Origin of the sequence: Tenacibaculum aestuarii, from assembly GCF_964510395.1 — a bacterium.
In the GTDB taxonomy this organism is placed as follows: domain Bacteria; phylum Bacteroidota; class Bacteroidia; order Flavobacteriales; family Flavobacteriaceae; genus Polaribacter; species Polaribacter aestuarii.
This window is the reverse complement of record NZ_CAZEFY010000001.1, coordinates 741379-768317: the sequence shown is the minus strand read 5'-3', so window position 1 is coordinate 768317 and position 26939 is coordinate 741379. Positions and strand designations below refer to the sequence as shown.

22 protein-coding genes are annotated in these 26939 nt (G+C 32.9%); 6 read left to right on the top strand and 16 right to left on the bottom strand.

Features of this window, described 5'->3' with window-relative positions; genetic code table 11:
* Positions 1-28 precede the first annotated feature (28 nt).
* From ACKTSU_RS03700 to ACKTSU_RS03680, 5 genes are all read left to right on the top strand, one after another.
* Positions 29-3256, top strand: a complete 3228-nt coding sequence (locus tag ACKTSU_RS03700) for a WD40/YVTN/BNR-like repeat-containing protein (protein ID WP_408035000.1) — start codon at positions 29-31, stop codon at positions 3254-3256.
* 24 nt (positions 3257-3280) lie between these two features.
* Positions 3281-5200, top strand: coding sequence for a S9 family peptidase (locus ACKTSU_RS03695; RefSeq protein ID WP_408034999.1), 1920 nt, complete (start codon positions 3281-3283; stop codon positions 5198-5200).
* A 138-nt stretch (positions 5201-5338) separates the two neighbouring features.
* Positions 5339-6004, top strand: a complete 666-nt coding sequence (locus ACKTSU_RS03690; RefSeq protein ID WP_408034998.1) for a DUF2490 domain-containing protein — start codon at positions 5339-5341, stop codon at positions 6002-6004.
* 41 nt (positions 6005-6045) lie between these two features.
* Positions 6046-7353, top strand: a complete 1308-nt coding sequence (locus ACKTSU_RS03685; protein WP_408034997.1) for a DUF819 family protein — start codon at positions 6046-6048, stop codon at positions 7351-7353.
* A gap of 40 nt (positions 7354-7393) precedes the next feature.
* Positions 7394-8098, top strand: a complete 705-nt coding sequence (locus ACKTSU_RS03680; RefSeq protein WP_408034996.1) for a DUF4369 domain-containing protein — start codon at positions 7394-7396, stop codon at positions 8096-8098.
* A 70-nt stretch (positions 8099-8168) separates the two neighbouring features.
* On the opposite strand, the gene ACKTSU_RS03675 is transcribed toward ACKTSU_RS03680, so the two are convergent.
* The 14 genes from ACKTSU_RS03675 to ACKTSU_RS03610 all read right to left on the bottom strand — a co-directional run bounded on the left by ACKTSU_RS03675 (position 8169) and on the right by ACKTSU_RS03610 (position 21338).
* Positions 8169-9005 carry a universal stress protein gene (locus tag ACKTSU_RS03675; RefSeq protein ID WP_408034995.1) on the bottom strand — a complete coding sequence of 279 codons (837 nt, stop codon included), beginning with the start codon at positions 9003-9005 and terminating at the stop codon, positions 8169-8171.
* Between the two features lie 85 nt (positions 9006-9090).
* A complete protein-coding gene (locus ACKTSU_RS03670) occupies positions 9091-9789 on the bottom strand; it encodes a sulfite exporter TauE/SafE family protein (protein WP_408034994.1) in 699 nt (232 codons plus the stop codon).
* Positions 9789-10235, bottom strand: a complete 447-nt coding sequence (locus ACKTSU_RS03665) for a FixH family protein (protein WP_408034993.1) — start codon at positions 10233-10235, stop codon at positions 9789-9791. Before ACKTSU_RS03665 ends, ACKTSU_RS03670 begins: the two co-directional genes overlap by 1 nt.
* A 71-nt stretch (positions 10236-10306) precedes the next feature.
* Entirely contained in the window at positions 10307-11728 is a 1422-nt protein-coding gene (ccoG, locus tag ACKTSU_RS03660; protein ID WP_408034992.1) for a cytochrome c oxidase accessory protein CcoG, read from the bottom strand.
* Between the two features lie 31 nt (positions 11729-11759).
* On the bottom strand, positions 11760-12680 hold the full coding sequence (locus ACKTSU_RS03655) for a cbb3-type cytochrome c oxidase N-terminal domain-containing protein (RefSeq protein WP_408034991.1): 921 nt from the start codon (positions 12678-12680) through the stop codon (positions 11760-11762).
* A 14-nt stretch (positions 12681-12694) separates the two neighbouring features.
* Positions 12695-12862 carry a cytochrome c oxidase subunit IV gene (locus ACKTSU_RS03650; RefSeq protein WP_047790117.1) on the bottom strand — a complete coding sequence of 56 codons (168 nt, stop codon included), beginning with the start codon at positions 12860-12862 and terminating at the stop codon, positions 12695-12697.
* A 5-nt stretch (positions 12863-12867) separates the two neighbouring features.
* Positions 12868-15069, bottom strand: coding sequence for a cytochrome-c oxidase, cbb3-type subunit I (gene ccoN, locus ACKTSU_RS03645; RefSeq protein WP_408034990.1), 2202 nt, complete (start codon positions 15067-15069; stop codon positions 12868-12870).
* Positions 15070-15102: 33 nt separating this feature from the next.
* On the bottom strand, positions 15103-15267 hold the full coding sequence (ccoS, locus tag ACKTSU_RS03640; RefSeq protein ID WP_073184498.1) for a cbb3-type cytochrome oxidase assembly protein CcoS: 165 nt from the start codon (positions 15265-15267) through the stop codon (positions 15103-15105).
* Between the two features lie 112 nt (positions 15268-15379).
* On the bottom strand, positions 15380-15715 hold the full coding sequence (locus ACKTSU_RS03635) for a hypothetical protein (RefSeq protein ID WP_408034989.1): 336 nt from the start codon (positions 15713-15715) through the stop codon (positions 15380-15382).
* Between the two features lie 89 nt (positions 15716-15804).
* Positions 15805-17166, bottom strand: coding sequence for an oxygen-independent coproporphyrinogen III oxidase (gene hemN / locus ACKTSU_RS03630; protein ID WP_408034988.1), 1362 nt, complete (start codon positions 17164-17166; stop codon positions 15805-15807).
* A gap of 52 nt (positions 17167-17218) precedes the next feature.
* On the bottom strand, positions 17219-17917 hold the full coding sequence (gene deoD / locus ACKTSU_RS03625; protein WP_408034987.1) for a purine-nucleoside phosphorylase: 699 nt from the start codon (positions 17915-17917) through the stop codon (positions 17219-17221).
* 41 nt (positions 17918-17958) lie between these two features.
* Positions 17959-18624: a deoxyribose-phosphate aldolase gene (gene deoC / locus ACKTSU_RS03620; protein WP_408034986.1), complete on the bottom strand. Its 666-nt coding sequence runs from the start codon at positions 18622-18624 to the stop codon at positions 17959-17961.
* A 2-nt stretch (positions 18625-18626) separates the two neighbouring features.
* On the bottom strand, positions 18627-18959 hold the full coding sequence (locus ACKTSU_RS03615) for an AraC family ligand binding domain-containing protein (protein ID WP_408034985.1): 333 nt from the start codon (positions 18957-18959) through the stop codon (positions 18627-18629).
* Positions 18960-18965: 6 nt separating this feature from the next.
* A complete protein-coding gene (locus ACKTSU_RS03610; RefSeq protein ID WP_408034984.1) occupies positions 18966-21338 on the bottom strand; it encodes a heavy metal translocating P-type ATPase in 2373 nt (790 codons plus the stop codon).
* Positions 21339-21439: 101 nt separating this feature from the next.
* On the opposite strand from ACKTSU_RS03610, the gene ACKTSU_RS03605 reads away from it, so the two are divergent.
* Entirely contained in the window at positions 21440-22126 is a 687-nt protein-coding gene (locus ACKTSU_RS03605) for a Crp/Fnr family transcriptional regulator (RefSeq protein ID WP_408034983.1), read from the top strand.
* Positions 22127-22169: 43 nt separating this feature from the next.
* Here the strand turns inward: ACKTSU_RS03605 and ACKTSU_RS03600 are convergent, their stop codons facing one another.
* Positions 22170-22481: a DUF3467 domain-containing protein gene (locus ACKTSU_RS03600; RefSeq protein ID WP_408034982.1), complete on the bottom strand. Its 312-nt coding sequence runs from the start codon at positions 22479-22481 to the stop codon at positions 22170-22172.
* A 90-nt stretch (positions 22482-22571) separates the two neighbouring features.
* The gene (gene rpoC / locus ACKTSU_RS03595; protein ID WP_408034981.1) at positions 22572-26843 is read right to left on the bottom strand and encodes a DNA-directed RNA polymerase subunit beta'; all 4272 of its coding nucleotides are present in this window, start codon (positions 26841-26843) and stop codon (positions 22572-22574) included.
* Positions 26844-26939 lie beyond the last annotated feature (96 nt).

Here is a 26939-nt window from a genome sequence, read left to right as displayed (position 1 = left end):
TACACTAAATTACAATCAACTAACAATTATGAATAAGCTTTTCTTTTTCCTTTTATTTTTCACTGTATCTATGTTGTTCTCACAAGAATTCTCAATGGATTTAGTTAAAAACATGAAGCCACGAAACATCGGTCCAGGTGGTATGAGTGGTCGTGTAACTGCTATCGATGTAGTTGAATCAAATCCTGATATTATGTACGTTGGTACGGCATCTGGTGGAGTTTGGAAATCTACTTCGGGTGGTATTAAATGGCAACCTATTTTCGATAAAGAGGTAACTGCCTCTATCGGTGCCTTAGCTATTCAACAATCAAATCCAAGCGTTATTTGGGTAGGAACTGGTGAAGGTAACCCTCGTAACAGTTTAAATGGTGGTTACGGAATTTTTAAATCCTTAGATGGTGGAAAATCATGGAAATCAATGGGGTTAGAAAAAACACGACATATACATCGTGTAATTATCCATCCTGATAATCCTGATATTGTATATGTAGGTGCTATAGGTTCTCCATGGGGTGAACATAAAGAACGTGGTGTATACAAAACTACAGATGGTGGTAAAACGTGGAAACAAATCTTATTCAACAATATAAAAACGGGTGCTGCCGATTTAATTATGGATCCATCAAATCCAAATAAACTAATCGCTGCTATGTGGGAACATAAACGTGATCCTTGGTTTTTTAAGTCAGGTGGTGAAGGAAGTGGTTTATACATTACACATAATGGAGGTGACAACTGGAAAAAAATTACCGATAAAGAAGGTTTCCCTAAAGGAGAGTTAGGTCGAATTGGTGTAGCAATTGCTCCTTCCAATCCAAACACTGTTTATGCTTTAGTAGAAGCAAAAAAGAATGCCCTGTATAAAAGTGAAGACGGAGGATTTTCATGGAAAAAAACAAATGATAAAAAAGGTATCGGGAATCGTCCTTTCTACTACTCTGAAATTTATGTTGATCCCCAAAATGAACATAAATTATATACAGTTTTTACCTACGTAAATGTTTCTATTGATGGTGGTAAAAATTTTAAGCAATTAATGCCTGCTTATGGTGTTGATAACGGAATTCACCCAGATCATCATGCTTGGTGGATACACCCTAAAGATGGAAGCTTTATGATTGATGGTAATGACGGAGGATTAAATATAACCAGAGATGGTGGTAAAACATGGCGCTTTATTGCCAACTTACCTATTGCTCAGTATTATCATATTAATGTTGACAATGAATTCCCTTATAATGTATATGGAGGAATGCAAGACAACGGTTCTTGGCGAGGACCTGCATATGTATGGAAAGACCAAGGGATTAGAAACTCTTATTGGCAAGAAATTAGTTTTGGTGATGGTTTTGACGTAGTACCTGATAAAGATGATGCTCGTTATGGTTGGACAATGAGTCAACAAGGTTTCGTGTCTCGTTATGACTATGAAACAGGAAACAATTATACGGTTCGTCCTACACATCCAGATCCTGATGTAAAGCTACGTTTTAACTGGAACTCCGCTATTAATATTGATCCATTTGACAATTCAACTTTATACTTCGGAAGTCAATTCGTGCATAAATCAACCGATAAAGGATTGACTTGGAAAGTTATTTCTCCAGACTTAAGCACCAACGACAAAGCTAAACTCAATCAACATGAAAGTGGAGGTTTAACTATGGATGCTACAGGCGCAGAAAATCATTGTACTATTTTAGTTATTGAACCTTCTCCAATAGAAAAAGACATGTTATGGGCAGCTACAGATGATGGTCAGGTACATGTCACTCAAAATGGTGGTATAACTTGGACAAATGTTGCTAAAAACCTAAAAGGATTACCAGAAAATAGTTGGATTACACAAATAAAAGCTTCTAATAAAAACAAAGGAGAAGCCTTATTAGTAGCAAACGATTATCGTCGTTTTAATTACAAACCGTATGCCTATCGAACTACCGATTACGGAAAAACATGGCAACGTATAGTAGATGAAAACGATGTAGAAAGTTTTGCGTTAAGTATTATTGAAGACCCTATCGAATCTAATTTACTTTTTTTAGGGACAGATGATGGACTGTATATTTCTTTAAACGCAGGTGAAAAATGGACAAAATGGACAGAAGGCTTCCCTACTGTTCCTGTTAAAGATTTGGTAATTCATCCAAGAGAATATGATTTGGTTATAGGTACATTTGGTAGATCAGCTTGGGTATTGGATGATATTCGCCCATTAAGAGCTTTGGCTACAAACAAAAATATCCTTACAAAAAGTATCGAATTATTTGAGCCTCCTATTGCTTATCAAGCAGCTTACCAGCAACCAACAGGCAGCCGATTTGGTGCAGATGCTATTTATAATGGTGAAAACAGAAGTCGCGGTGCTTTAGTACAATTCTACATCAACAAACCAAAAACAAAAGAGAAAACTGATAAAAAAGAAGGTGCTAAAAAAACCGATGGTGTCAGTTCGAGCGCAATCGAAAACTCTAAAAAAACTGAAAATAAAGTAAAATGGGATTCTATTAAATTTGAAATATTTGATGGTAATCGATTGATAAGAACACTAAAAAGAAAAACTCCCAAAGAAAATGGAATTCACAAAGGTGTTTGGTTTATGGATGAAAAAGGAGTTTATAGACCTTCAAGAACCATTAGAAAACAAAAAAGTGAACCTAGTGGTGTAAGAGTAAAACCAGGTACTTACAGAATTAAAACTACGTTTGGAGATCAAACTTCTGAACAAAACATCACGGTAAAATTCGATCCTAGACTAACTATTTCTCAAACGGCTATCAATCAAAAATACGATACAGGTAAAGAGCTCGAAAAGTATCAAAATATTATTGCAGATGCAGTTAAACAATTAGTTGAAAGCAAAGACATCGCTAATAATTACAAAACCGAGCTCACAAAAAAGGATAAAAAGGCCTACAAAGAGCAAATAAAAAATTCAACCGAAGCTATTAAAAAAATTGATAGCTTACTTGATATTTACTTTGGCAAAGTTGATAAACGTCAAGGAATTATCCGTAATCCAGATCCGACAGTTACCCAAAGGTTAGGTACAGCAAATTGGTACGTAAATAGTAGGTTTGGTGAACAAACCGCCACTGAAAAACAATTAATCAATCAATTTAAAGGAGCTTTTAAAGATGCTATTGAAAAAACCAATGCTTTTTTCGATAAAGACTGGAAAGAATATAAAGTTGAGGTAGAAAAAATAGATTTATCTCCATTTAAAGAAACGGAAAAATTTTCTGTAGAATAATTCGAATTAACTAAACCTTACATAATGAAAAGAATAATCGTACTACTCGCTATTACTATTATAGCCAGTGCTTGTAAAAAAGAGCAAAAAAAGCCAACAGAAGTTGCTGAAACACTTAAAGAATACTCTATCGAACAAATGATGGATAACGAGAGTGTTATTGGAGGAAGTTTTTCACCTGATAATTCAAAATTACTTGTAACCAGTAATAGTTCGGGAATTTATAACATGTACACAGTTTCTACAACTAACGGAGAGTTTGAACCAATAACAAAATCAGACAGCTCTTCTGTTTTTGCAACCTCATATTTTCCAAAGGATGAAAGAATGTTATTCAGGATGGATAATAATGGTGATGAAATTTATCATATATTTTTAAGAGAACTTGATGGTAACATTAAAGATTTAACACCTACTAAAGGTGCTAGAGCTGGATTTTTTGGCTGGGCAAAAGATGAGAAAAGCTTCTTTTTTACTTCTAATAAAAGAGACAAGCGTTTTATGGACCTTTATGAAATGGATCTTGAAACTTTTACACCTACCATGATTTATGAAAATAAAGACGGTTATAATGTAGCAGCAATATCAAATAATAAAAACATTCTAGCGCTAAGCAAAACGGTTAATACTAACGATAGCGACTTGTTTTTGTTTGATAGAAGCACTAAAGTAATTACAAAAATTAACCTCACGTTGAGTGGTAATTCTGCCGCTGACTTTTCTATTGATGATACTGATTTTTACTACACAACTGATGCAGAAGGTGAATTTGCTACCTTAATGAAATATACCATTAGTACTAATGAAACAGAAAAAGTGTTAACGAAAGATTGGGATATTTCTGGAAGCTATTTTACCAACAATGGAAAATATAGAGTTACCTATATTAACGAGGATGCAAAAAATGTAATTGAAGTTTTTGATGTTGCTGAAGGTAAAAATATAACCTTACCTAATGTTAACGGAAAAAGTATAACTAGCGTTGGTTTTTCTAGAGATGAAAACATGATGCGTTTTTATGCTGGAGGTTCTGATGCACCATCTAACTTATACGTTTACGATTTAGCAACTCAAAAACAAACACAACTAACCGATGTATTAAACAAAGAAATTAATCCTAACGATTTGGTAGAAGCAAAAGTAATTCGCTACCCTTCTTTTGATGGAGTGACGATTCCTGCTATTTATTATCTACCTCATCAAGCTTCAGAAGACAATAAAGTTCCTGCTTTAGTTTGGGTACATGGAGGACCAGGAGGGCAATCTCGTCAAAACTTTAGTTCGCTAATTCAATATTTAGTTAATCATGGATATGCTGTATTAGCTGTTAATAATCGTGGAAGTAGTGGTTATGGTAAAACCTTTTTTACTATGGATGACTTAAATCACGGTGAAAAAGATTTACAAGATTGTGTAGAAGGAAAAAACTGGTTAGCAAATCAGTCTGAAATTGACGCTGAGAAAATCGGAATTATTGGAGGGTCTTATGGTGGTTATATGACCATGGCTGCATTAACCTACACCCCTGAAGAATTTGCCGTAGGTGTAAATATTTATGGAGTAACCAACTGGATGCGTACTTTAAAAAGTATTCCATCTTGGTGGGAATCTTTTAGAGAAGCTTTATACAAAGAATTAGGAAACCCATATTCTGCTGATTCCGTTAGACTAAAAAGGATTTCTCCTTTATTTCACACCGATAAAGTAACCAAACCTTTAATGGTATTACAAGGAGCTAAAGACCCAAGGGTTTTACAAGTAGAATCTGATGAAATTGTAGCAGGCGTTAAGAAAAATGGTGTTCCTGTGGAGTATGTTCTTTTTGATGATGAAGGTCATGGTTTTGTGAAAAAAGAAAATCAAATAGAAGCAAATAGTAAAATCTTACAGTTCTTAGACACCTATTTAAAGAAAGAAGCTCCTATTAAAAAAGATGATTTATAAACAAATTCAAAGAACTTTAACAGTATAACTTTTCCTAAAAATTATCGAGTTTATATTTTTGTCAGCATAATACAAAATCTCCCGCAAATTTATTTATGTGGGGGATTTTTAATATCACAAAGAACCACAATTACTATTATGCGAAAATTATTATTGTTAATTATCACCTTATTTTCATTCAACAGTTTTTCACAACAAGCAACCACACCAGACCCAACCAAAGAATTAGGTGTATGGTACATGTACAACGGATCTCACCAAATCTCAGATAAGTTCGGGTTAAAATCTATGGCACATTTTCGCTTCTTTGAAGTTGGTGATGACATGCAGCAATTCATTGGACGTTTAGGAGCTAATTATAAATTCAATAAAAATATAAATGCTACCATAGGGTATGCTTTCTTAAACACTGATGAAACTTTTAGCATTACTGCTGGTGACTTTAGCGAACATCGCATTTATGAAGATTTGAATGTTAACCATAAAATAGCTAGTTTAAATTTAGCACATCGCTTTAGAGGTGAACAACGTTTTTTTAAATCAACTACTGGTAATTTCTTTAGATATCAATTAGCCTTGAGTCATCCTATCGATGAAAAATGGTCTACTTACATATACAATGAAACTTTTTTAGATTTTGAAGGTGAAGCATACAACCAAAACTGGTTCGGAACTGGTTTTAAATACAAAGTTTCTGATATTATAAAGCTTCAAGCAGGATATCAATTAATCAATGTTAACGATGTTGGCAATTTTAATAGAATTCAACTAGGAATTGCAATTACCACAGATCACAGAAAATAGAACTAACTATTATTTCATACTTTAGCGGCAAATTTTTTTAGATGGAAGCACCTCTTTTTACAAACGATGCAATCGTTTTTGGTATTTTAATGATTTCTTTAGGTTTTGTTTTTTATACAGAATCACAAACCTCAGGATTTTGGCATAAATTTTATAAAATAGTACCAGGTTTATTCATGGCCTATTTTATCCCAGCAATCTTTACTACTCTAGGCGTTATTTCTCCTGAATGGGAAACTACAAATACTGCTGGTGAAATCGTAAAAAACAAATCGCAATTATACTACGTATCTAGTCGGTTTTTATTACCTGCGGCCTTAGTTTTAATGACTTTAAGCATTGATTTAAAAGCGATTTTTAACTTAGGTTCAAAAGCGCTAATTATGTTTTTTACGGGAACTGTCGGAATTATTATCGGAGGTCCTATTGCTATTTTATTAATTTCTATTGTTTCACCTGAAACTGTTGGCGGTGCAGATTTTGATGCTGTATGGAGAGGTTTATCTACCCTTGCTGGTAGCTGGATTGGTGGTGGAGCTAACCAAACTGCAATGTTAGAAATTTACAAATATAACCCTGCTAAATATGGAGGAATGGTATTTGTTGATATCGTTGTAGCTAATATTTGGATGGCTATTATTTTAATTGGAATTGGTAAAAAAGATAAAATTGACAAATGGTTAAAAGCTGATACTTCTGCTATTGAAGACTTAAAAGAACGTGTTTCTAATTTTACACAAGGCGTACGTAGAAATCCTACTTTAACTGATTTTATCATCATGTTAGCTATTGCTTTTGGAACTGTTGGTTTTGGTCATTTTGCTGCAGGATATTTAAGCGAAATCTTTGCTGCTATTACTGCTGGTATGGAATCTCAAACTTGGCGAAATATCTTTTCTTTTTTAGGGTCAGGGTTCTTCTGGTTAATCAGTATTTCAACTATTGTAGCGATACTTTTATCTTTTACAAAAGCTAAAAATTATGAAGGTGCTGGAGCCAGTAAAATTGGTAGTATTTTTATTTATGTATTAGTAGCAACTATTGGTATGAAAATGGACCTAACTTTAATTTTTGACAATGTAGGATTAATTGCTATTGGTTTAGTTTGGATGGCTATTCATGCAGGACTATTAATCTTAGTAGCTAAATTAATCCGTGCTCCATATTTCTTCTTAGCTGTAGGAAGTCAAGCAAATGTTGGTGGTGCTGCTTCTGCTCCTATTGTAGCGCAAGCTTTTCACCCATCATTAGCTACTGTAGGTGTTTTATTAGCTGTTTTCGGATACGCTATCGGTACTGTAGGAGCAATTCTCTGTACAATTTTAATGGAAATTGCCTCAAAAGTTTAAGAGAAATCTGCATATTTGCAACAGACAAATTTTGAATTCAATGAAGAAAATTATTGCTCTTTTCGCAATTGCACTTGTAGCTTTTGCCTGCTCCTCTAAAAAAGAGGGAAACATGATAGTTAAAGGTCAAATCAAAGGACTAAAAAAAGGTACTTTATATCTTCAAAAAATGAACGATACGTTATTAGTATCTGTTGATTCTTTAGCTTTATTAGGTGATGACAAATTTATCTTAACCGATAATGTAGAGTCTCCTGTGATGTACTACCTTACTTTTGATGGAAACACAACTGATAAACATATTATGTTCTTTGGTGAAGAAGGTGAAATTACAATAAATGATAATATTGAAGAATTTGGTTTTAAACCTGAAATTAAAGGTTCTAAAAACCAAGAAGTAATGGATGAATATCGTAAGATAAATCAGAAGTTTTTAGAGCAACGTTTAAATTTTGTAAAAAAAGAGATAGAAGCTCGTCAATCTCAAGATGAAACTCAAATACAGCAAGTAGAGGAAGATTACAAAAAAATGATCCGTCGTCGTTTCTTATTTTCTACAAACTTTGCCATTGCTAATGCAGATAGCGAAGCCGCTCCTTACATTGCTTTATCTGAATTATACGATGCTAATATTCAACTTTTAGATACTATCAACAATAGTTTAACTGATAGAGTTAAAAGCTCTGAATATGGAAAACGTTTGCAAAAATTTGTAAGTGATATAAAAGAAAAAGAAGGTAAATAATCCTTTCTTTATCATAAAATAAAAAAGCTCATTCAAATTTGAATGAGCTTTTTTATTTCTAATTATATACTTATATCTTAAAAGACATTACTGGTAATTTACTGTGATTTGCGATATCTTCAGAAATACTTCCTTCAAAAAAATGAGCTACTCCTTTTCTGCCATGTGTTGCTACAACTAACACATCAACATCAATTTTATCAGCATAATAAAACACACCTCTTTCTACTGAATAATCTGAAACAATTTTCACTTTTTTCATTCCTTCCTCAGCACTTTCGTTGGTTTGTTTAAAAAAACGCTCCATTCTTTCTTCTAGCTCTTTTGTACTTTTAAACTTAGATGTAGGAGTACTTACATATATTAATTCTACACTTGTATTAAGGCTATTAAAGAAAGTTTTAGCCTGCATGTAAGGCTTTATATCATCGTCAGAAAAATCACAAGCAAACAGCACCTTTTCTATCTTTTCGGTTATTGGCTTTTCTTTAATTACTAATACAGGGATATGAGCATAACGAATTACTTTTTCGGTGTTAGAACCTATAAACATTTCTTTTAATCCGCTAACTCCTTTAGATCCCATTATGATCAAATCTGCTTTTTCTTCTCTAGCTAAAAGATCTATTTCGCTAAAAATTTTAAAATGCTTGATAATCGGTGTTATTTTCACACCAGATAAATAGTCTTTCTTTAAAAATTCAGCGAGCTTTTTCTCCGTTAACTCTAAATAAAATAACATTTCTTGCTGGATGTAACTTTCTGACTGACTAAGTACAGCGTTTGAAAGCTCTAACATGTGCACAACTACGATTTCTGCACTCGTTTCTTTTGCAAAAAACACAGCAGTTTGTAACGCTTTTTCAGAATATTCAGAGAAATCAACAGGAACAATTATTTTTTTCATGATTCATTTAGTTTTAAAGTTTAATACACTTTATAAATTTACCTAAACTTTCTCATTAAAACTATGATATTTATCATTAAAGCTCTTAATGACAACCTTCTACCGAATTATGTAATTCAGTAACTGGTAATGGAGATACATAAGGAATTCCTAACCCTAACCCTCTTAATACGAATAAAACTCCTATGAAAACAACCACGTAAGGTATGGCTTGTTGAATTCTTTTTCTTACCAAACCATTTGCAAAATTACCTACATACACCACCGCTGTCATTAAAGGTACGGTTCCTAAACCAAAAAGAAACATGTACAAGCTACCTGATAACATATTATTGGTAGTTAATGCTCCAAAAACGGCCATATACACCAATCCGCAAGGAAGAAAACCGTTTAAAAAACCTATGGTAAAAAAAGTATCATTTCCTTTTTTCTTTAGCTCTTTTCCTAAAGAAGACTTTACTTTCATTACCAATTTATTAATAGGCGTTGAAAAATTATACTTCTGAAAAGTTTTAGGTAATAAAATTACCAGAATCATTAAAACACCTACTATGATTGAAAGTTGTTGTTGAAATCCGAAAAAATAAAATCCTTTTCCTAATAACCCAAACAACAAACCTATTAAACTGTATGTAAATAGTCGCCCTAAATGATAGCTAGTAATTTGAAAGAACTGTTTTACTTTGTTCGTTCTATTTACAGGCAACATAAAAGCTATAGGACCACACATGCCTATGCAGTGAAAACTTCCTAATAAACCAAATATAATTGCTGAAAGAAACATTAGTAAACCAATTCTTTCTGAAATAAATAATCTTTATTTTTGTAGTTCCAGGAAACGGTTATGTTCCAACGACCACCCAACAAACGGTTCTCAGGCACGAGCAAATATGTTTCGGAAAGCGAAATAGGCATTTCGAAATCCAATTGTTTATCAGATGGTCTGTATAGGAACACTTTTCCTTTTATATCTTTAGGATTAAAGTCCGTTGGAAAATGGACTTTAATTCCTTCAGTTACTCTTTCTATTTTAATATTTTCTTTTAATTCTTTAGCGTTTTTAGTAGCATTAATTTGATTTTGAACTTCTAGTTCTTGCTGGTAGTACTTTTCTGTTACTAAATCGTGATTGTAGTTTTTACCTGTACTCATCGTTACTACGAAATACATGATAAACCCTATAAATCCTACAATTGCTATTACTATACCCGTGCCCCAGTTTAGTTTCATTTTATTTTGCTTTTTGCTTTTTGCTATTAGCTGTTGGCTTTTAGCATTAATTCTATTTACTTTCGACCAATCTATCTATAACTTCTTGGTCCTAAAAAGTTGGTGGTAGTTGTTTCAATAAGTTTATCACCACTATATACTCCAATTTTTAGTTTTTCTTTTTCATCTTTCATTTCTGATTGATGTAGTTCTATAAACAACGTACCTTCTGCTAGTCCTTGTTTAGGAACTTCAAAATTTTGATGTGTTACCGTTTCTATTTTTCCTTTATGAGATAACAGTTTATAACTCACATCATCAATTTCTTTTGTTGTTTTATTTACAACTTTAAAAGTGTAAATATTACTGATTATTCCGTTTTCTTTATGTTGATACAATTGTCCTGGTAAACGTAAAATTGTAGCTTCAACATCGTTTCTTAAAAACAGCATTCCAACTAAAATTCCGATTAAAATGAATAATACTGCTGAGTATCCTTTCATTCTAGCGGTAAACTTAAAAGGTGCTTTTTTTACAATGTTTTCTTCACTTGCGTAGCGGATTAACCCTTTAGGTAGTCCTACCTTTTCCATCATATGATCACACTCATCGATACATGCTGTACAGTTTACACACTCTAATTGTGTTCCGTTACGAATGTCAATTCCTGTAGGACATACATGTACACATTGAAAACAATCGATACAATCTCCTTTTCCTGATGCTGCTCTATCTTCTTTTTTATTGAACTTTCCTCTTCCAGTCTTTCCTTCTCCTCTTACATGATCGTAAGCAACATTAATTGTTTTATTATCTAACAGTACTCCTTGTAATCTACCATAAGGACAGGCTATAATACATACTTGCTCTCTAAACCAAGCGAATATAAAATAGAATACCCCAGTAAAAATTAATAAAGAAATTAACGTGCTGAAATGATCTAACGGATTGCCTGTTATATAACTTATTAACTTATCACTGCCTATTAAATAGGCTAAGAATACGTTTGCTATAATAAAAGAGATGATAAAAAATATAACCCATTTTAATATTCTCTTTCTAATCTTTTCAGCATTCCAAGGTTGTTTAGCTAATCGTATTTGTTTACCTCTGTCTCCTTCAATTAAATATTCTATTTTCCTAAAAACCATTTCTAAGAAAATGGTCTGCGGACAAATCCATCCACAGAAAATTCGACCAAAAACAACAGTAAACAGAATAATAAACACCACTCCTATTATCATTGAAATTACCATTAAATGGAAATCTTGTGGCCAAAAAGGAAAACCAAAAATATTAAACTTACGTTCTAAAACATTAAATAATAAAAATTGGTTTCCGTTGATTTTTATAAAAGGAGCTGATAGTAAAAATGCTAATAAAAAATAACTTACGTAACTTCTATATTTATAAAACCTACCGCTAGGTTTTTTTGGAAACACCCAAGCCCTTTTACCTTCTTCATTTATAGTGCCTATACTATCTCTAAATTGTTCGTTTTTGGGTGTTTCCATAATCAACTATTAAAAACTAATTTGTAACTATTTATTGAATGCTGTCTTTTGGTTGTTCATCAGGTTCAGCTACAGCAGGAGCTGCTCCTTCTTCTTTATATAATTCTCCTTGTGGTTCTTTTGGCTTTGCAGGAGTCGTTCCTTGTAAAGAAATAATATAACTCGCTACTTTTTGAATATCAGCTGGTTTTAAGGTTTTATTCCAAGCTACCATTCCTTTTCCATCTCTACCTCCGTTAGAAATTGTATTGAAGATATTTTTAATACCTCCTCCTAAAATCCAGTACTCATCGGTTAAGTTTGGTCCGATACCACCTCCACCATCAGCAACGTGACAAGCTGCACAGTTTAGATTATATACTGCTTTACCTCTACTTAAATCACTCGCATCTGTTAAAACAGTAGCCGTTTCTGCATCAATAACAGCTTCGGTAGAAGTCGATTTAAACGCTGCTAATTCTCTTTTAGCTTCAGCAACTGCTTGCGCATATTCCATCTCTTGGTTATCTGCACCTAATACATGATATCTTACTAAGTACACCGCTGCAAAAATGATTGTTGCATAGAACATATACAACCACCATGGTGGTAAGTTATTATCTAACTCTTTTATTCCATCATAGTTATGATCAAGAATAATTTCATCTTCTTGCTCAATTGCTTTAGCCTCTGTCCACTTACTAATAAGCTTTTTAGCCCAAGCCCAGTTATCAACTTCTTCTGGTTTAACTCCGTCCTTTTCCATTTGAAGCTGCTCTGCTCTTTGTTGCGCTACAATGTTTAAAGCTTCTTTTAAAACTACAACAGTTATAAGCCCTACAATTGCTATCCAAACTAATGGATGTTCATACAAACTAAATGGATTTTGGTATGATTTAATTGCAGTAGCAATAGCAAAAAAGGTTACTGCAACAAAAATGATATATACTATAGATTGAAAATATTTTTTCATCTTGTTTAATTTTACTAATTATCTAAAGGTAATTCACTTACTCTACTTATATATTCTTTTTTGGCTGTAAATACCCACCAAAATAACACTACGAAAAATGTAAAGAATATGGTTAGTGAAATAATTGGGTATATTTCAATACCTGCAATTGTTTCCATATGGTTTTTTACAAACTTTAACATAATTTCTAGTTTTTAGCGCTTAATTGATCTTCAACATCTTTTACTTTAATATCGGTACCTAATCGTTGTAAATAAGCAATTAAGGCTACGATTTCTCTATCTTTCATTTCTATGAAAGTTTGTCCGTTTTCTTGAGCGTACTTTTTATCAGCTTCATAGTTTGCTTTGAAATCAGGATCTGCGTATAAATTCTCTTGAATTTTTGCTCCTTGAGCATCCATACTTGCTTGTGCATTGGCAATATCTTCATCAGTATATGGAACTCCTAAACTTACCATTGCTTTCATTTTACCTTCAGTATCACTCTTATCTAACTCATCTCTTACTAACCATTGGTATGCTGGCATGATAGATCCTGGTGATGTACTTTGTGGATCGTACATGTGGTTTAAGTGCCAACTATCGTTATACTTCCCTCCAACTCTTAATAAATCTGGACCTGTACGTTTAGAACCCCATAAGAATGGATGATCATATACAAACTCTCCTGCTTTAGCGAACTCTCCGTAACGCTCTACTTCTGATCTGAATGGACGTACCATTTGTGAGTGACATCCAACACATCCTTCACGGATATAAATATCTCTACCTTCTAATTCTAACGGCGTATATGGTTGTACACTTGTTATTGTTGGAATATTAGATTTTACTAATAATGTTGGTATAATTTGTACAATTCCTCCAATTAAAATAGCTACAGTAGCATATATGGTTAATTTCACTGGTCTTCTTTCTAACCAAGTGTGCCATCCTTCATTTGAAGTTCTGTGCTTAGAAACTTTAGTTAACGCTGGTGCTTCAGCTAATTCATCAGTAACTCCAGTACCAGATTTTACAGTTTTAATAATGTTGTATAACATTACAAATGCTCCTAGTATAAATAAACTTCCTCCAATAGCACGCATCCAGTACATTGGGATGATTTCGTTAACTGTTTCTAAGAAGTTACCATAAGTTAACGTTCCATCTGGATTAAATTGTTTCCACATTGAAGCTTGAACAAATCCTGCCACGTACATTGGTAATGCATACATGATGATACCTAAAGTTCCAATCCAGAAGTGGAAGTTAGCCAATGCTGTAGAGTATAATTTTGTTTTGAACATTCTTGGTACTAACCAGTATAACATACCGAAAGTTAAGAATCCGTTCCATGCTAAGGCACCTACGTGTACGTGAGCAATAATCCAATCACTAAAGTGTGCAATTGCGTTTACGTTCTTTAATGATAACATTGGTCCTTCAAAAGTTGCCATACCATAACCTGTAATTGCAACTACCATGAATTTTAATACTGGGTCTACTCTTACTTTATCCCAAGCTCCACGAAGTGTTAATAATCCGTTGATCATACCTCCCCAAGATGGTGCTATTAACATTACAGAGAATGCTACTCCTAAGTTTTGTGCCCAATCTGGTAAAGATGTATATAACAAGTGGTGAGGTCCTGCCCAGATGTAGATAAAAATTAACGACCAGAAGTGTACAATAGATAATCTATATGAATATACCGGACGATTAGCCGCTTTAGGAACAAAGTAGTACATTAATCCTAAGAACGGAGTTGTTAAGAAGAATGCTACTGCATTATGTCCGTACCACCATTGTACTAATGCGTCTTGAACTCCTGCATACACTGAGTAACTTTTCATAAAGCTTACAGGTAATTCTAAACTGTTAAAAATATGTAATACTGCTACGGTTACAAAAGTTCCTAAATAGAACCAAATGGCTACATATAAGTGACGTTGTCTTCTTTGTAAGATTGTCCAAATCATGTTAGCACCAAAAGCTACCCAAACTAATGCTATGGCAATATCAATTGGCCATTCTAATTCGGCATATTCTTTTGAAGTTGAGTACCCTAACGGAAGTGTTATGGCTGCTGCAACAATTATTAACTGCCATCCCCAAAAGTTAAAGTTACTTAAAAAATCACTCGCCATACGGGCTTTCAGTAATCGTTGTAGTGAGTAATAAACTCCTGCAAAAATGGCGTTTCCTACGAATGCAAAAATTACTGCGTTCGTATGTAATGGTCTTAAACGTCCAAAACTTAACCACGAAATTCCGTCTGTTAAATTTGGGAATAAAAACATAAAAGCCAATAACAATCCTACTGAAAAACCTACTATTCCCCATAGTAAGGTTGCGTAGATGAATTTTTTTACGATCTTATTATCGTAATAAAATTGTTGCATTTCCATAATCTATTTGAATTTAATATCTATTGTTAATTGTTAGTTCTTTGTTTCTTCTTTTACCAGTTCATCATCAAACAACATGCGAACTGACGGCGTATACGAATCATCGTACTGCCCTTTTTTTACTGAAACAATAAATGCTATAAAGAAAATAATAGCCACTAAAATACTTAGTGATAGTAGTAAGTAAATAACGCTCATATCTTGCCTGATAATTATAGTTCAAAGGTAACTGTGAAGGTTTTCTTAAAATATGACTTTTGTCATGTTTCAACTTTTTTTTCAAAAAAATAAAGAGAACTTTTCGTTCTCTTTATTTAAGTAGTCTTTGCAGACCTAGCAGAAGGTTTTTCTCTAAAATAGCATAGCTACCATCTGATAAAAACAACTCTTTTATTTCTTCAAATAGTTTATTTATTTCTTCTTTACCGTAGTTTAATTTTTTAAGTGATTCATTAATTTTCTGAATACTTGCATAGTCATTGTCTTTCTCAAACTCATCGTGCATTTTCTTATATGTTTCTTGGTTTGTTTTTAACGAAATAGCTTCGAGTTCCTCTTTTGTTTCTTTATAATCTGCGTTTATACAATAGATAAAAAGATAGGTTTGTAACTCTTCTTTTGACCAATTTACTTCAAAGTTTTTCATGACGTACGGTTTTTAGGTTTACTCAAATTTAATCATTTTTTAGGTAGAAACACAATGATATTTATCATAAACCACTAAATAACAAAAAGTTAAATAGTCATTGAAAACAACTTTGTTTCTGGTTGTTTTTCGTGTAACTTCTTATCAAATGCCATGCAGATATTACGTACATATGGTCTAGCCTTTTCTGGAACTGTTAACTTTTTCCCTTTAATAGAGACCAAACCATCATCTATCATTTCTTCTAATTTTTCTATATGTGTTTCTACATTTTCAATCTGTAATTGCTCTTCTTCCCACGAAGTGGAGAAATGACACATGATATTTAAAATATGTTTTCTAATTATTAAATCTTCTTCTGATAATATATGCCCCCTAAACACAGGTATTTCTCCTTCGTTTACAATTCTTTCGTACTCTTTTACCGTTTTTACGTTTTGTGCAAATCCGTACCATGAATCAGATATTGATGACATTCCCAACCCAATCATTAACTGAGTTTTATTAGCGGTATATCCCATAAAATTGCGATGTAAAGTTTTCTCTTCGGTCGCTTTGTATAAACTGTCTGTTGGTAATGCAAAATGATCCATCCCTATTTCTATATAACCCATTTCAGCAAATAACTCCTTACCTATTTCATATAACTCTCGTTTCTCTTCATTCTTAGGTAAATCGTTTTCATTAAATCCACGTTGCCCTACTCCTTTTACCCACGGTACATGCGCATAACTGTAAAACGAAATTCTATCAGGTTGCAATTCTTTTGTTTTATTGATAGTATAAATTACATTTTCTTTCGTTTGAAACGGAAGACCAAATACCAAATCGTGACTAATAGATGTATACCCTATTTCTTTTGCCCAATTATGTACTTTTTCTACATTTTCAAAAGGTTGTATTCTGTGGATTGCTTCTTGTACTTTTGGATTGTAATCTTGCACTCCAAAACTTACTCTTGTAAACCCTAAATCATATAGAGTTTGTAGATGTTCTTTTGTGGTATTGTTTGGATGTCCTTCAAAACTAAATTCATGCTCAGGATGTTTCTTTGCACTAATAAAGATTCCATCTATTAATCTTTTTAATTGTTTTTCAGAAAAGAATGTTGGAGTCCCTCCTCCCAAGTGAATTTCTTTTATTATAGGTGTTTCATCTACCAAATTAACATATAACTGCCATTCTTTTAAAACAGTTTCTATATAAGGATCTTCCATTTCATGACGTTTTGTTATATGTTTATGACACGCACAAAACGTACATAAACTCTCGCAAAATGGTAAGTGAATATACAAGCTAATTCCTTCTGTAGAATTACTTTCGATAAACGATTGCTTAAATGTTGCTATCCATTTTTCTTTTGAAAAGGTATCATTATCCCAATATGGAACGGTTGGATAACTTGTGTATCTTGGTCCTGGAATGTTATATTTTTGAATAAGTGAATTCATGTTCTTAATACTATTTTGTTTCATTCTTCATCAAAACCTCTCAAAATAGCGGTTAAGCCAATTCTAAAGCGATTTCAATCATTTCTTTAAAGGTTTGTTCTCTTTCATCGGCAGTTGTTCTTTCTCCAGTAACTAAGCTATCTGATATGGTTAAAATTGATAGCGCATTTACTTTATGTTTTGCTGCAACTGTATATAATCCGTTTGTTTCCATCTCAACACAAAGCACTCCATAATCTGCCCATTTTTTATAGCTTTCAAATTCATCGGCATAAAACTCGTCTGAACTTAAAATATTTCCTGCTTTTAATGGGATTCCTTTTTCCTTCGCTGCTTCAATAGCTTTTTGGAATAGTTCAAAACTTGCTGTTGGTGCATAATCGGCTCCATTAAAACGTATCGTATTTAACCCTGAATTAGTAGAAGCTGCCATTGCTATAACAATATCACGTATTTCTACTTCTTTTTGATAAGAACCTGCTGAACCAACTCTTATTAAATTTTTGACTCCGTACTCATTAATTAATTCATGTGCATAGATTAACGCAGAAGGAATTCCCATTCCTGTTCCTTGTACAGAAATTTGTTTTCCTTTATATGTTCCTGTAAATCCTAACATACCACGAACATCATTATAACAAACTGGATTTTCTAAAAATGTTTCTGCAATCCATTTTGCTCGCATAGGATCACCTGGCAATAAAACAGTTTCTGCTATTTCTCCTTTTTTTGCTTCTATATGTATGCTCATTCTTTGTTCTTTTAGGTTTTAAATTATTTAAAACTCGATTTTTAATACTGATTCTTATCTGAAACACCACTCGTTACTAAATCAACTCCTGAAGAAGTTCCTAAACGAGTTACGCCCATTTCTATATATTTCTTGGCGGTTTCTATATCTCTAACACCTCCTGCTGCTTTAATTTGAGCTTTTCCATCTACAACACTATCCATTATTGCAACGTCTTCAAAGGTTGCTCCTCTAGTACCAAATCCTGTAGACGTTTTTACAAAGTCAGCTCCTGCTTCTACAGCTAATTGACTTGCTATTTTTATTTGTTTCTTAGATAAGTAACAGTTTTCAAAAATCACTTTTAATATGTTTTCTCCTATTTCTTCTTTAATTAATCGAATTTCTTTTTCTACATAATTCTCATCACCATCTAACAACTTACCAATATTGATAACCATATCAATTTCTGAAGCTCCATTTTTTATGCAATCTTTAGCTTCAAAAACTTTAGCCTTGGTTGTCATTGCTCCTAATGGAAAACCTATTACTGCTGCTACTTTCACTTCTGAGTCTTGTAATTCTTTAGCTGCTAACTCTACATAACATCCATTTACACAAACTGCATAAAAATTATATTCTTTAGCTTCATTACATAACTTAACAATATCTGCTTTTGTAGCTGTGGCTTTTAGTAACGTATGATCTATGTATTTATTAATATTCATAATTATACTTCTTTTACTCTTTTTAAAGTGTCTAATTTTGATAACGATAACCTTACGATACTTTCTTCAGTAGCTGTTAGATTATGTACTACTTGTGGTTTTAATGAAATTATATCTCCAGTAACCATTTGTTTTACTTCTCCTGCAACTCCAAAATCTATAGATCCTTTTACTATTTGAACAATGATTGCAAATGGAGCTTGGTGATCTTCCATAGTTTGCCCTTTTTTAAATACCACTCGTATTTCTTTTGAGAAATCTGTATCTAATAATAAAGACACTGCTGGTTTAAGTTCATTAAATTTTATATCTTCTAAAAATGAGACTACTTGCATAATTTTTTATTTTGTTTTTCTACCTAACATGTTGGTTGCTATAGTTGTAAATATTACTACACTAATTGAACTCAGCGGCATTAAAATAGCTGCTATTACAGGCATTAACTGCCCTGTTACCGCAAAATAAAGCCCTACAACATTGTACATTAAAGATAGTAAAAAACAATACTTTATAATTTTTATCGCTTTTTGTGACGCTTTAATATAACTTCCTATCTCACTAAATTTTGTGGCATCTAAAATAGCATCGCAAGCTGGTGAAAATACATTGATGTTTTCTGATAGTGCTACGCCTACATTACTTTGTGCTAATGCTCCTGCGTCATTTAATCCGTCACCAATCATCAATACACTTTTGTTTTTTTCTTGTAGTTCCTCTACATAATGTAGTTTATCTTGCGGCTTTTGATTGAATAAAAATGTTGTTTCTTTAGGTAACAGCTCTTCTAAAAACTTCTTTTCTCCTTCATTATCTCCAGAAACAACTGATAAATCATACTTTTTATTTAAGTTAGAAAACAAGTTTTTAACTCCTTTTCTGTAAGCATTCTTAAATACAAATTTCCCTTTATACTCATTGTTAACACTAATATGAACCGAAGTATCAAAGTTTGCTTGTTCTTCTGCATTTTTCACAAAAGAAGACGATCCTATTTTTAATCTTGTTTGTTGATAACTTGTCTCAATTCCTTTTCCTACATATTCTTGATAATTATCAACTGGTAACATTTCTTCTTCTAAAGAAGCATACAACATTCTACTTAATGGATGGTTTGATGACCTTAAAGAACTTTTTAATATTGACTTTTGAATTTTATTTAGATCTTCACCTTCATACGTTATTGTATTTTCTTTATTGGTAGTTAGTGTACCTGTTTTATCAAAAATAACTGAATTTACTGCTGCTAACTGTTCTACCACTGTAGCATTTTTTAAATAGAACTTCTTTCTTCCAAAAATTCGTAAGATATTTCCTAAGGTAAAAGGTGCAGCTAATGCTATGGCACACGGGCATGCAATAATTAATACTGATGTAAATACGTTTAATGCTACACTTGAATCATAGTACAACCAAAAGGTTGTAGACAAAAATGCTATTGACAATACAATTATGGTAAAGTTCTTACTGATTTTATCAGTTAACGTTTTAAATGATGAATTTTTATCTTTTTGAAATACATCGTTACTCCACAACTGCGTTAAATAACTTTGTGAAACCGAAGCTAACACTTCCATTTCTATACTTCCTGACAGTTGTTTTCCTCCTGCAAATAATTTATCTCCTGACTTTTTATTTACAGGAACAGCTTCACCTGTAACAAAGCTATAATCTATTTTTGCTCCTCCGTTAATTAAAATTCCATCAACAGGAATTAATTCTTGATTTCTAATTAATAGTCTGTCTCCTTTTTTAACATCGTAAATTTGCGTGTTTTCTTCTTTTTTATCTGTAGTTATTTTTGTTACAGCAATTGGAAAGTACGATTTGTAATCGCGTTCAAATGACAAGAAATTATAGGTTTTCTGTTGAAAAAACTTCCCTAGTAGTAAGAAGAACACTAACCCTGTTAAACTATCAAAAAAGCCTGTTCCTAAGTCTAGCGCAATTTCTGCTGTGCTACGTACAAATAACACAAAGATTCCTAAAGCAATAGGAACATCAATGTTTAAAATTTTAGAACGAAGTCCTTTATAAGCAGAAATAAAATAGTCTTGTCCTGCATAAAAAACTACAGGAAGAGAAAATATAAACATCAACCAACGGAAGATTCCTTTGTATTGCTCTAACCAATATTCAGATACTTCAAAATACTCTGGAAATGATAAAAACATAACATTTCCAAAAGCAAAACCCGCTATTCCTAGCTTATAAATTAAACTACGGTCTACCTTCTTTTTCCCTACCTCGTAGTCTTCAAGACTTATATAAGGTTCATAACCAATAGAACTTAACAGTAATATTATTTCTTTAAGTGATGTTTTTTCGGAATTATACGTAATTCGTACAGTTTTTTTAGGGAAGTTAACTTGTGCCGACGACACATTACTTTGCAGTTTGTGAAGGTTTTCTAAAACCCAAATACACGAACTACAGTGAATATGTGGGATATACAAATTTATAACCTGCATATTACCATCGTTAAACTCAAGAAGTTTTTCTACAATCGGTTGATTATCTAAGAAATCGTACTTTCCTTGTATTTCTTCAGGAATTGCTCCTGGATTGTTTTGAAAATCATAGTAACACGTTAAATCGTTTTCTGAAAATATTTCATAAACGGTTTTACACCCATTACAGCAGAAAAATTTTTCTTGAACTGTAATTTTTTCGGTATCACATTCGTTACCACAATGAAAACATATTTTGCTTTCCATATTTACTCTTTTGCCTACAACAAATGTCCGATAAGATTCTATTTTAAAACATGATAATTGTCAGCTTTTCTGTATATTTGAGTAGAAAAAAAGGCATAAATATGAGCAAGTGCGAGCAGTGTATCATTCGTGAATTCAATTCATTAAAAGCTTTAACTAAAGATGAGTTAATAAGAATCACTGGGTGTAAAACATCGAAAACGGTAAAAAAAGGAGAAGTTTTATTTGACGAAGGAGAATATATTAACGGAGTATTTTGTATTAAAGATGGTGTTTGTAAAGTTTCTAAAATGAGTGATAATGGTAGAGATCAAATTATTCACTTAATACATAAAGGAGATATTTTAGGAGAACGTAGTTTAATAAATAATGAAGCTTCTAATTTAAAAGCAATTGCTGTGAATGACATGGAAGTTTGTTTTATTCCTAAAGATGAAATTATTAGGGATTTAGAAAGCAACCCTAACTTTTCTTTAGACCTTTTAAGAAAAATGGCAAACTCACTAAAAAAAGCGGATGATGTTATTGTTGATATGGCTCAAAAAACCGTAAAACAACGTTTAGCAGCTACTCTTTTGTTTTTAGAGGCTAAGTTTGAAAAAAACGATAATGGCTCTATAAAGGTTAACTTATCTAGAGAAGATATTGCTAATATTATTGGAACTGCCACTGAAAGTGCGATCCGATTACTTTCTGAATTTAAAAAGAAGAAAATGATCGATTTACAAGGGAAAGAAATCGTTATTTTAGATGTTAAAGCCTTAAAAGACTTGTCTGAAGGTTTCTAAATATAAAAACAAAAAAATCGTCTATCTAGACGATTTTTTTGTTTTAAGCTTCTCCTGTAGTTCCACCAAAATTCATTGGAATTGGAGGTTGTTCATAATCTTTAATCTCACCATGTACTTGTTCAAACTTACGAACATTATCTGCCAACGCTTTTGATAAACGCTTCGCATGTTGTGGTGTTAATATAATTCTCGATTTTACTTTTGCCTTAGGTACACCTGGCATGATGTTGATGAAATCAACGATAAATTCTGAAACAGAATGATTTATAATAGCTAAATTACTATAAGTTCCTTCTGCTATTTCTTGATCTAACTCTATATTTAATTGCGGCTCTTTCTTACTATCTTCCATAATTAAGTTTTAATGTTATTTATTAAAAAAAACAAGGGTTTAGAGTTCTTAGAACTCTAAACCCTTGATATTATTTATAAACTTAAGTTTTTATAAACTTTGTTCAATCTCATCCTTAGGACCAACGATTAAATCGTCATAACTTCTCATTCCTGTACCTGCTGGTATACGCTTACCTACAATTACATTTTCTTTTAATCCTTCTAACGTATCTACTTTACCGTTTACTGCGGCTTCGTTTAATACTTTAGTAGTTTCCTGGAACGACGCAGCTGAGATAAACGACTTCGTTTGTAACGAAGCTCTTGTAATACCTTGTAATACTTGTTCAGCAGTAGCTGGTTGAGCATCACGTGCAATTACTAAGTTTTTATCTTCTCTACGTAATAAAGAGTTTTCATCTCTTAATTGACGAGCAGTAACAATTTGTCCTGGTTTTAAGTTTGCTGAATCTCCTGAGTCTTCAACAACCTTCATTCCATAAATAGCATCGTTTTCTTTGATGAAATCAGTTTTATGAACTAATTGATTTTCTAAGAATAAAGTATCTCCTGAATCAATAATTCTAACTTTACGCATCATTTGACGTACTACTACTTCGAAATGCTTGTCATTAATCTTCACCCCTTGTAAACGATATACTTCTTGAATTTCGTTTACTAAGTACTCTTGTACAGCTGAAGGTCCTTTGATATTTAAGATATCTGTTGGAGTAATTGCTCCGTCAGATAACGGCATACCTGCTTTGATAAAGTCATTTTCTTGAACTAAGATTTGGTTAGATAACTTGATTAAGTATTTTCTAACATCACCTGTCTTAGATTCAATAATGATTTCACGGTTACCACGTTTAATCTTACCAAAAGATACAACTCCGTCAATCTCAGCAACTACAGCTGGGTTAGATGGGTTACGTGCTTCAAATAATTCTGTTACACGTGGTAAACCTCCTGTAATATCTCCTGCTTTACCAGACTTACGAGGAATTTTTACTAATGTTTTACCAGACTCAACTTTATCACCATTATCAACAATTAAGTGAGCACCTACTGGTAAACTGTATGAACGTAATGCATTACCATCAGCATCTTCAATGATTAATGAAGGAATGATTTTCTTGTTCTTAGAGTCAGTAATTACTTTTTCTTGGAAACCTGTTTGTTCATCGATTTCTACAGAGTAGTTAATTCCTTGCTCTAAGTTATCAAACTTCACTTTACCAGCGAATTCTGAAACGATAACCCCATTAAATGGATCCCATTGACATACTGCATCTCCTTTTTTGATCGTTTTTCTGTCTTTATCAAAAATGATAGATCCGTAAGGAATAATATTTGTACTTAATACAACACCATTCTTTTTATCAGTAATCTTAATTTCAGCAGTACGAGAAATAACGATATCTACTTCTTCTCCTGCTGCATCTTTACCTTTTACAGTACGTAAATCGTCAATAGTTACATCACCATCAAACTTAGCGATTAACTTGTTATCTTCTGAAATGTTACCTGCTACCCCTCCAACGTGGAACGTACGTAATGTTAACTGTGTACCTGGTTCTCCAATCGATTGGGCTGCAATTACACCAACTGCTTCACCTCTTTGAACTTTCTGACCAGTAGACATACTTTGTCCGTAACACTTCTCACAAATTCCTTTTTCAGATTCACAAGTTAATGCAGAACGAACTTCAACTGTATCTACACCTGCAGCTTCTATTTTATCAGCTAATAATGGAGTGATTAATTCTCCTGCTGCTATTAATAACTCATCTGAGTTTGGTGGGTATACATCATGTAATGCTGTACGACCAGAAATTCTATCACTTAAAGATTCAACGATTTCATCGTTTTTCTTTAAAGGAGAAACTTCTAATCCTCTTAATGTACCACAATCTACCTCGTTAATAATAACATCCTGAGATACATCTACTAAACGACGTGTTAAATAACCTGCATCGGCTGTTTTTAATGCGGTATCGGCAAGACCTTTACGAGCACCGTGCGTAGAGATAAAGTATTCTAAGATTGATAAACCTTCTTTAAAGTTAGATAAAATCGGGTTTTCAATAATTTCTCCACCACTGGCTGTAGATTTCTTAGGTTTAGCCATCAGACCACGCATACCTGTTAACTGACGAATCTGCTCTTTTGATCCACGTGCTCCAGAATCTAACATCATAAATACCGAGTTAAATCCTTGTTGGTCTTCACGTAAACGCTTCATCGATAATTCAGTTAATCGGTTGTTGGTAGATCCCCAAACATCAATTACCTGGTTATAACGCTCTTTTTGCGTTAACATACCCATGTTATAGTTCATGATAATACCATCCACTTCTTGGTTTGCCTCAGCAATCATAGCGTGTTTCTCTTCTGGAATAATGATATCACCTAATGAGAATGATAAACCACCTTCGAAGGCGTATTTATATCCCATATTTTTAATTTCATCTAAGAATTTTCCAACAGCTGGTATATCAGTAACTTTTAAAATTCTACTAATAACACCTCTTAATGATTTCTTAGTTAAAACTTCATTAATAAACCCTGCTTCTTCTGGTACAACTTCGTTGAATAAAACTCTACCTACAGTAGTTTCAATAATTCTAACTACGTGCTCTCCATTAACTACATCATTAGTACGAACCTTAATACCTGCATTTAGATCTACTTTTTCTTCATTTAAGGCAATAATTACCTCTTCTGGAGAGTAGAAAGTTAATCCTTCACCTTTAATTGGCACTTCAGGAGTTGACTTTCTTTCTTTAGTCATATAATAAAGTCCTAATACCATATCTTGAGATGGTACTGTAATAGGAGCTCCATTTGCTGGGTTTAAGATATTGTGAGAACCTAACATTAATAGTTGAGCCTCTAAAATAGCTTCTGGCCCTAATGGTAAGTGAACCGCCATTTGATCCCCATCAAAATCCGCGTTAAATGCCGAACATGCTAATGGGTGTAAACGAATTGCTTTACCTTCTATTAATTTTGGTTGGAATGCTTGAATACCTAAACGGTGTAAGGTAGGGGCACGGTTTAATAACACCGGGTGTCCTTTAATTACATTTTCTAAGATATCCCAAACAACTGGTTCTTTGCGATCTATAATTTTCTTTGCAGATTTTACAGTTTTAACAATACCTCTTTCAATTAACTTACGAATAACGAAAGGCTTGTATAATTCTGCTGCCATATCTTTTGGCAATCCACATTCAAATAATCTTAATTCTGGTCCAACAACAATTACCGAACGTGCAGAATAATCAACACGCTTACCTAATAAGTTTTGACGGAAACGTCCTTGTTTACCTTTTAAACTATCAGATAATGATTTTAATGGTCTGTTAGACTCAGTTTTTACTGCAGATGATTTACGCGTGTTATCAAATAATGAATCTACTGATTCTTGTAACATACGCTTTTCGTTACGTAAAATTACTTCTGGAGCTTTGATTTCCATTAATCGCTTTAAACGATTGTTACGGATGATTACACGACGGTATAAATCATTTAAATCAGAAGTAGCGAAACGACCTCCATCTAATGGAACTAATGGACGTAATTCTGGTGGAATAACCGGAATTACTTTCATAATCATCCATTCTGGATTATTTTCTCTGTTCTTTTGAGAATCTCTAAAAGCTTCAACAACATTTAAACGCTTTAATGCTTCGTTTTTACGTTGCTTAGAAGTTTCAGTATTTGCTTTATGACGTAACTCATACGATAATTGGTCTAAATCGATTCTTTCTAATAAATCGATTAAACACTCTGCTCCCATTTTAGCGATAAACTTATTAGGATCAGTATCTTCTAAGTACATGTTTTCTTGTGGAAGTGTATCTAAAATATCTAAATACTCTTCTTCTGTTAAGAAATCCATTTTTTGTAATGGTTCTCCTTCAGCATTTTTAGCAATACCTGGTTGAATTACTACGTAACGCTCGTAGTAAATGATCATATCTAACTTTTTAGATGGTAACCCTAAAAGGTATCCCATTTTGTTAGGTAATGATCTAAAATACCAAATATGTGCTACAGGTACCACTAAGTTAATATGACCTACTCTATCTCTACGTACTTTTTTCTCAGTAACTTCAACCCCACAACGGTCACAAACGATACCTTTATATCGAATTCTTTTGTATTTACCACACGCACACTCGTAATCTTTTACAGGACCAAAGATACGCTCACAAAATAACCCATCTCTTTCTGGTTTATGTGTACGGTAGTTAATAGTTTCTGGTTTTAACACCTCACCTTTTGAAGCCTCTAAAATAGACTCAGGTGATGCTAAACCTATTGAAATTTTGTTAAACTTCTTAACAGTGTATTTTTCGTTTTTTCTTGCCATGATAATGGATTCGAATTAAAAATAAATGTCTTATAACAAGACTGATATTGAAAAAATGATTTGCCTCAGAGCCTAGACTCTGAGGCATTTCACTGT

Bases quoted from the DNA above. Each gene is read 5' to 3' on its own strand.
- ACKTSU_RS03700 (WP_408035000.1), top strand. From the start codon at position 29: ATGAATAAGCTTTTCTTTTTCCTTTTATTTTTCACTGTATCTATGTTG.
- ACKTSU_RS03695 (WP_408034999.1), top strand. From the start codon at position 3,281: ATGAAAAGAATAATCGTACTACTCGCTATTACTATTATAGCCAGTGCT.
- ACKTSU_RS03690 (WP_408034998.1), top strand. From the start codon at position 5,339: ATGCGAAAATTATTATTGTTAATTATCACCTTATTTTCATTCAACAGT.
- ACKTSU_RS03685 (WP_408034997.1), top strand. From the start codon at position 6,046: ATGGAAGCACCTCTTTTTACAAACGATGCAATCGTTTTTGGTATTTTA.
- ACKTSU_RS03680 (WP_408034996.1), top strand. From the start codon at position 7,394: ATGAAGAAAATTATTGCTCTTTTCGCAATTGCACTTGTAGCTTTTGCC.
- ACKTSU_RS03675 (WP_408034995.1), bottom strand. From the start codon at position 9,005: ATGAAAAAAATAATTGTTCCTGTTGATTTCTCTGAATATTCTGAAAAA.
- ACKTSU_RS03670 (WP_408034994.1), bottom strand. From the start codon at position 9,789: ATGTTTCTTTCAGCAATTATATTTGGTTTATTAGGAAGTTTTCACTGC.
- ACKTSU_RS03665 (WP_408034993.1), bottom strand. From the start codon at position 10,235: ATGAAACTAAACTGGGGCACGGGTATAGTAATAGCAATTGTAGGATTT.
- ccoG (WP_408034992.1), bottom strand. From the start codon at position 11,728: ATGGAAACACCCAAAAACGAACAATTTAGAGATAGTATAGGCACTATA.
- ACKTSU_RS03655 (WP_408034991.1), bottom strand. From the start codon at position 12,680: ATGAAAAAATATTTTCAATCTATAGTATATATCATTTTTGTTGCAGTA.
- ACKTSU_RS03650 (WP_047790117.1), bottom strand. From the start codon at position 12,862: ATGTTAAAGTTTGTAAAAAACCATATGGAAACAATTGCAGGTATTGAA.
- ccoN (WP_408034990.1), bottom strand. From the start codon at position 15,069: ATGGAAATGCAACAATTTTATTACGATAATAAGATCGTAAAAAAATTC.
- ccoS (WP_073184498.1), bottom strand. From the start codon at position 15,267: ATGAGCGTTATTTACTTACTACTATCACTAAGTATTTTAGTGGCTATT.
- ACKTSU_RS03635 (WP_408034989.1), bottom strand. From the start codon at position 15,715: ATGAAAAACTTTGAAGTAAATTGGTCAAAAGAAGAGTTACAAACCTAT.
- hemN (WP_408034988.1), bottom strand. From the start codon at position 17,166: ATGAATTCACTTATTCAAAAATATAACATTCCAGGACCAAGATACACA.
- deoD (WP_408034987.1), bottom strand. From the start codon at position 17,917: ATGAGCATACATATAGAAGCAAAAAAAGGAGAAATAGCAGAAACTGTT.
- deoC (WP_408034986.1), bottom strand. From the start codon at position 18,624: ATGAATATTAATAAATACATAGATCATACGTTACTAAAAGCCACAGCT.
- ACKTSU_RS03615 (WP_408034985.1), bottom strand. From the start codon at position 18,959: ATGCAAGTAGTCTCATTTTTAGAAGATATAAAATTTAATGAACTTAAA.
- ACKTSU_RS03610 (WP_408034984.1), bottom strand. From the start codon at position 21,338: ATGGAAAGCAAAATATGTTTTCATTGTGGTAACGAATGTGATACCGAA.
- ACKTSU_RS03605 (WP_408034983.1), top strand. From the start codon at position 21,440: ATGAGCAAGTGCGAGCAGTGTATCATTCGTGAATTCAATTCATTAAAA.
- ACKTSU_RS03600 (WP_408034982.1), bottom strand. From the start codon at position 22,481: ATGGAAGATAGTAAGAAAGAGCCGCAATTAAATATAGAGTTAGATCAA.
- rpoC (WP_408034981.1), bottom strand. From the start codon at position 26,843: ATGGCAAGAAAAAACGAAAAATACACTGTTAAGAAGTTTAACAAAATT.